This is a genomic window from Methylobacterium sp. V23, assembly GCF_002917135.1.
Classification (GTDB): domain Bacteria; phylum Pseudomonadota; class Alphaproteobacteria; order Rhizobiales; family Beijerinckiaceae; genus Methylobacterium.
The window spans coordinates 1-6,464 of the sequence record NZ_PDHT01000077.1 but is presented as its reverse complement, the minus strand read 5'-3'; the positions used below and the strand labels follow the sequence as shown (position 1 = coordinate 6,464).

Genomic DNA, 6,464 nt, shown 5'->3' with positions numbered 1-6,464 from the left:
GGCCAACCTCCATGCGGGTGACTTCGCCTTCCTGTAAACCAGGCGCCCTTGTGCGGCTGTCGTGTCTTCCCGACTGAAGCTCCCGACAGCCAAACTCATAACGGCAGCGATACGCGAGACATACAGTCGGGAGATTGTGCTGGCTTAATGGATAGTGAGAGTTCCTCCGCCTGAGATGTTCATCCGATGTCCAATGCTTGTTCGAGCCAGTCCAAGTGTTGATTCCAGCGGCCGATCGACAAGGTGATTCACGCTGCACATGGCCAAGGTGTTTCACTCCTGGGACGTGGATCAGAGCTGGCTGCTGCCGCCCTCGCTGCACGAATTAGTGCCGCGAGCGTGCATGGTGCACTCTGTGCAAGACACGCTGCAAGAGGTGCTCGACCCCTCCGCCATTCTGGACACCGAAAGGGAAGAGGGCCGCTCCCCGCCTTACCATCGGGTAGGATAGTGGCGCTCGTGCTCTACGGCTACCGCCGGGGTCTGCACTCCTCGTGTCAACTCGCCCGGGCCTGCGAGGAGCACGTCGACGTCATGGAGACGACGAGCCTGGAGCGGTCGGACTTCCGCATTATTGCGGATTTACGCAAGGGCCACCTCGTAGCCAGCTCGGCGGACGACCGCTTCCTCGTGCCTCTGGTGAATTAGGTCCTGGCTCATTTCGGGCGAGCAGCCGTGGGAGAGGTCTCGGCGGATGCTGGCTCTGCCAATGAGGCGAACTTGGTTGCACTCCAGGAGCTGGGCGCCATGGGACGATGTTCGGATAAAATTTTATACCAATCGCCGCACCCGAAGTCGTTACTCTATCGGGCTCCTGACCGAGCTCCGTTGGCAGATGTTTGAGCTGCTTCGTGCCGCAGGCGAACCACTGGACCTCGCCTGAGAGTTCGAGCCTGCGCCTGAGCACAACACAACTCTTCCGCCGCAACTGATGCACTTGACTGCCCGCTGCCAGATACGGGCTGTTTCACCGCAGGGTCACGCATCGGATCGCTATCCACGCCAATCAACCAGTTTCCCAGCTTCATCCTACTACTCTGGAATAAGGTCAGTGCTCAGGCCGCGCTTGCTTTAGACACCGTTCCAGACGCGCCGTAATCGCGTATCAGCCAGTGGTCCAATGAATTGCAACGTGCGATTAAGCGCTGCGTCCACGACTTCGTCGAGTTGTCTCGTTGAAAGGACGAAACAACGCTCCCAGGAGGAAAGCAAACTCCGCAGCTACAATCAGCACTAAACCGCGCCGCAGGCACCCTGCTGCCGAGAGATCGTAGATGACGCGATAGTAGATGATCTCTGCTGCTACTAGGGGCACAAAAAGCCAAAAGAGTCTAATACTGTAAAATCGCCCTAGCAAACCGCCAAGTACAATATTTAAGAACATGCCCTTCATGGAGGTCGCCTCAATTTGCGTGCTAGGTAAAAAAATGCACGAACATGTCATCGGAGTGGATCCGCACCAGCCCGACAAGAAACGAACACCCTTTGTTGTTGTATTGTGCTTAATACGCGTTCGTACGTCTGGTCAACTCGGTCCAGGCGGTACGTATTATGATGCGTACATCAAGCGTGAAGCTCTGATTTTCGATGTACCACAGATCCAATTCGATTCGACGACGCATATGCTCAATCGTCGGCGTTTCGCCGCGTGAGCCATTGATCTGCGCCCAGCCGGTCAGTCCGGGCTGCGCAGTAAACCGGTGCTCGTAACTCAGGATCTCGCGACCGTAGAACTCATCGTGGGCCACAGCGTGGGGGCGTGGGCCAACAAGAGACATGTCCCCCTTCAGCACATTGACCAATTGCGGCAACTCATCAAGGCTGGTTCGGCGAAGCACCCGCCCGATGGTTGTTATGCGCGCATCCATTCTGGAGGCTTGCTGAACGACAGCCCCGTCCTCCAGTACCCGCATCGTACGGAACTTGTAGATCCGGAACGTCTTTCCGTAACGACCTGTTCGAGTCTGGCGAAAAATAGGGTTCTTACGGTCTCCTACCCAGATCAGGACAGCTATGAGCAACAGTAGGGGGGCCAGCAGGAACAAAGCTAGCAGAGCGCTAGTAACATCAAGTCCCCGTTTGCTGATTCGTTGGGGCCGTACGCGCCCACGAGCTAACGGTGCCGCCAGGGCATCTATCTCGCTCTTCGGCAGGGGTGGGAGGATCGACTTCTCTGGCATCTTTGAGGCTGAAACCCACCCTACCAAATTTCTGCGCTGCCGGACCAACCGTATAGCCTTTCCCATATAATAAGCCAAGCCTCAAGTTGGTGAAGCTGAGCCAAGCATTCAAAAATACCGAAGCTCTTATAGGAGGAGCAGCCGCATTCGTACGAAACGGCGATAATTTCAGAACCGCTTCAAAATTCACAAATGCTGAGATTTTCCCAGGTTGCGCTAGAAGTGTCCAAATTAAACTTCGGGGTCCGCACTACGACACATCGCATTTCCGTGATGCAAACCATCACAACTTTGAACGGGTGATTGGGGTGAAGGGTTCCATTATTCCCCGTGGTGGAACTACGCAGGCACTAAATTATGATCTGATCTCGTGATCGCTTCCTTCGTCTTCTTTCAACTTCCGTCTATGCCCATTTCAGTTAGTGAGGGCCCTCTTTGATGTTAAGTATGAAACGGTTCTTTCCCTAATATAATTCAGACTTGATGTAAAGAGTTAGGCCTCTCTAAGTGGGTAGATTAGTGTGCGCTGCATTTTACGGAATTATTTTCGTTTAGCGTCAGCTTACAACCTGTTCGGCCGCCGTAACTGGTGGTGATGCGCCGCAAAAGGGCAGCGGGACCTCTGAAGCTTGTGGTGATGGTCCTTTGACTTGGAAGGCGCCGCAGGCTTGTAGTTGTGCAGTACTTAGGTGCTCCAAAGGCAGAGGCCTAAGACGGTTCCCCCTTAAGCATCTAAGTACCACTTCAAAAGTCACGTGGTACAGGTTTCGATGATGGAGCAGGCCCCGCCTAGCTTGCGGTTAGAGTGGTCAAAGAATGTAAGGGCGGCCTCGACTCGGGCATCGATGGTTGCGACCAGTTGGCAGTGGGTGACCTCGCAACAGAACCGGCGCCAAACCATCTGGGTCGGGTTCAGCCAAGGGCTGTAGGTCGGAAGGCCCAGCAGAATGAGGCGAGCAGCCGCGTCGCGCAGTACGGCCTCGACGGCGTCGTCCTCGTGCGTGTTTGCATTGTCCTGAGCGACTGACACGGTCCCTTGCTCGGGAGCCTGGCCATGAACCGTCTGGCAGGCATGCTCATAGGTTTTCATCCGGAGCGCTCGGTCACGACCGGTTGGCTTCGCAACCCCAACCTCTCACCCATACATCGGGTGAACATCCTTCGAGGCTTGGACAGCTAGAGAGCGCCGCGGATGGTGTGATCGAGCTGCTGAGGACATGGTGGACCGTCGTCGTCACGGCTCCCACACTCTTCACCCCACAAATGGTTTCGATCACCAGCACCGTCGTCAGCCTCGCCCAATCGCGCTGCGTGGCAAACCCGCTCGCCCGTCGCAGGCGAAGACGCGTTGACATACGAACGGAGTGTGCGTGTTGTCGAACGCGTCGGAGCAGGATTGCAGGTTGGTTCCACGAGCGAAGGCGTGCTCGGCAAATTCGCCTCGGTCCTCGTCGGGGATCATCGCCTGATCGATACCAAGCGTGAGCGGGCAGTTGGCTCCGCGTTGAGAGTGAGGCCAACGACCTGCTGTCGGCAGAAGAGCAGGTCCAGGATGATCAGGGAGTCGTCGAGCTGACCTCTTTTAATTGCGGCTTTCGTTAAGCGAGACTCGCGTGGGGTAGCCTGGATGTTCGTATTGAGATTCTCTCCTCGGGTTCAAAGGCTGTAGAGGATGCAATGGCTGCTCCGGTGCCGCTGCGCCCGGACTTCGATGTGCTGGCCCTGCGCGCCTTGGCCAAGGGGTCGCCAGATCCGGTGCAGACGCGTCGGCTGTTGGTGCTGTGGGCGATTTCGACGGGTAGCTCGGGTTCAGAGACGCCCCCTATCTGTGAGGTCGGGTTGCAGACGGTGCGCGACCCCTGGGGTCCATCCGCGCCTGAACGCCGAGCAGCGCGGGGTCCTGAAGGCGCTGGTTAAACCGGGGCTGACAACCGCCGCCCACGGCGTGGTGCGGTGGCAGTTGTGCCATCTGGCCTAGATCCTATGCGAGGATCACGGGGTGTCGGTCTGGCGAGCAGACCTTGAGCCGGGTCTTGTGGGGGGATGAGCTACCGCAACCTCTCCGCGCGTCCCCGCCCTCACACCCGAGTCCTTGAGGTCACGGCTCTTTTCGGAAAAACCTCGCCCACAGTCTGGCGTAGATCGCGCAGGCTCTCGGTGGCAAACCGGTAGAGGTCTGGCTCTGCGATGAGGCCCAGATCGGCCAGGCGAATACGCTCACTCGACATTCGCTCAGACGCGGCACGTGACTTTCAGCCCCAAGGATCAGCGCGTGGCCTCGGCTAACATCTTCGGCGCGATCGGCCCGGCACAGGACGTCGGCGCGGGCTTGGTCCTGATCGGCTGAACCACGTCAGCCATGGCCCATAATCTCGAAGAAATCTCCTTGACCGGGGCTCCCGGCGCTCACGCCGTACTCCTGTTCGATCAGGCCGGCTGGCAAATCGCCCGGAAGCTGTCCGCGCCTGATAACATCACCCTCGTGCACCTTCCAGCCCGCTCCCTGGAGCTTGATCCTGTGGTATTTCATGCTCGAAACTAGCTCAGCAACCGGATCTTCGAATGCTCTGCCGGTATACCCGACCACTGCTGCAACGCCCGAAACAGCTTATCGTCCAGCTGTGGCGCATCATGTCCATCAAACTGCGCCCTGGGGGCGCCTGAGTGCTAATCAATGAGAATTGATATCATTAACTCAAGCCCTCGAGAGTCGCAGCCTGCATGAAACTCGCTCTAGCTCGCTAAATGCGGAACGATAGTACCGGATTCCAACTTGAAGGGGAGTCTTCACGGAGGTTGCATGCCCTGCATGGATGGCACGCGCCTGTCTGCTTCAAGCAGAATGCAACACGCCATGTTCGCTCCAACAGTCTGCCAACTCATATCAATGGAGATGATGGACGAGCCGATCTTATCAGGGGCCCGAACCAGCCTGCGATAGTAGGCCGGTTGGTGGAGGTGATGCAGATATCTCGCTTTCCTAATCTCCCGAGGTGGTACTACGTCGATCTAAGAGTGATACCTAACCCACGAGAGTGACACAGCCGGGCTCCGAAACGTTCTATACCGACCATTCCCCAACTCTGAAAGCGAATGAAACTTAGGCTCTTTTTTGAGTCCTAACGTATGCGTATGACGCAAGGGATTCCAAATTGTAACGAGCGCAAACCCCTGCAATGATGTTGCCAAGCTGCTTAACTACAGGAATATTGTCGTAGTACGGGTGTCCATAGAATGCCCTTACGCGGACATCTTCGAAACCGAGGGGTAACAAATATCCGCGCATCTTTGTTTCACTAGCACGGCAATATGAGTAGTGAGCGGGAAACTTCGGGTAGCCTCGCTCGATTCGCTTCCGTCGAAAAAGCTTCACGATGCTGTGGGTTGTTTGCTCAGGCAGAATTTTATTTATAACAAAGGGGAACGAAAATAGCGTGGGATGCAAGTGAATGGCAACGCCTCCTGGAGCAAGTATGTTGAAGACGTTTCGATGAAACTTAATGCCATCGCGTACATGCTCTACGAGAAAGTGTGAGAAGACCAAATCATATTTTCCGTAGAAATCGTGCGCATCAGAGGTAACATCAAAGCAAGCAGTTTCATAGCCCTTTGGAACCTGACTGAGCAAAGCGGGATCAAGGTCGTTGACTGTATACGATGCAACTGTCGAAGGAAGTTCATCAAGAGCGAACATCGGCCAACGCCCAGCGCCCAGTTCTAGGACGCGAACATTCGGACGAGCCTCCATGAGTGCTCGGATCTCATTTTTGTAACCGTCTCTTGCCTGTTGATGGTGCATCTGCACTGGTACGCTCATCTTATTGAATCCTTAAACTTGTCGCGCGGCTACGTCTCAGATCAGGGTCGCAGCACTGTACACTAGCACACTGCGATAAACGAACCAAAAATCCGAAATCCTCAGATCAAGGAAATCGAAGGCATCGGTTACGGAGTGATAAAGGGCGTTGAACCAGAATGTAGAGACATCTCTAATCTAGAATCTTCACCAGCTCCGCCCAATGCTGGGCTACTCTCGTTAAACAGGGCGCACCCTGCAACTCGTACCATGGGCGCGAGGCTGGTTTCGCTATGCCCTGAGTGGTTGGGCAGCTGCGGTGTCCATCTAGGTACCGCGTCATTCGCCGGCTCCGCCCGATCTCACAAGCACCAGTGCCAATGGACACTCCTCTCAATTTCCAAACACGTGGCCGCCGATGATCCGCAGACCCACGGGGCTGCCGGCGGCGAAGCGGTTGGTGTCGGCGGCCTCCACCACCACGGTCC

At 56.0% G+C, this 6,464-nt stretch carries 3 protein-coding genes and 2 pseudogenes; 2 read left to right on the top strand and 3 right to left on the bottom strand.

What is annotated here, in order from left to right; translation table 11 throughout:
* Window positions 1-259 precede the first annotated feature (259 nt).
* A pseudogene (locus CRT23_RS26980) lies at window positions 260-612 on the top strand (IS5/IS1182 family transposase); the annotation flags it as partial.
* A gap of 890 nt (window positions 613-1,502) precedes the next feature.
* On the opposite strand, the gene CRT23_RS26970 reads toward CRT23_RS26980, so the two are convergent.
* Window positions 1,503-2,180 carry a sugar transferase gene (locus tag CRT23_RS26970; RefSeq protein WP_181017501.1) on the bottom strand — a complete coding sequence of 226 codons (678 nt, stop codon included), beginning with the start codon at window positions 2,178-2,180 and terminating at the stop codon, window positions 1,503-1,505.
* A gap of 751 nt (window positions 2,181-2,931) precedes the next feature.
* Window positions 2,932-3,270 carry a transposase gene (locus tag CRT23_RS26965; protein WP_103712569.1) on the bottom strand — a complete coding sequence of 113 codons (339 nt, stop codon included), beginning with the start codon at window positions 3,268-3,270 and terminating at the stop codon, window positions 2,932-2,934.
* Window positions 3,271-3,857: 587 nt separating this feature from the next.
* Here CRT23_RS26965 and CRT23_RS26960 point away from each other — a divergent pair.
* Window positions 3,858-4,844 (top strand): annotated as a pseudogene (locus CRT23_RS26960) (IS630 family transposase).
* A gap of 436 nt (window positions 4,845-5,280) precedes the next feature.
* Here the strand turns inward: CRT23_RS26960 and CRT23_RS26955 are convergent.
* Window positions 5,281-5,997 carry a class I SAM-dependent methyltransferase gene (locus CRT23_RS26955; protein ID WP_103712568.1) on the bottom strand — a complete coding sequence of 239 codons (717 nt, stop codon included), beginning with the start codon at window positions 5,995-5,997 and terminating at the stop codon, window positions 5,281-5,283.
* Between the last annotated feature and the right edge of the window lie 467 nt (window positions 5,998-6,464).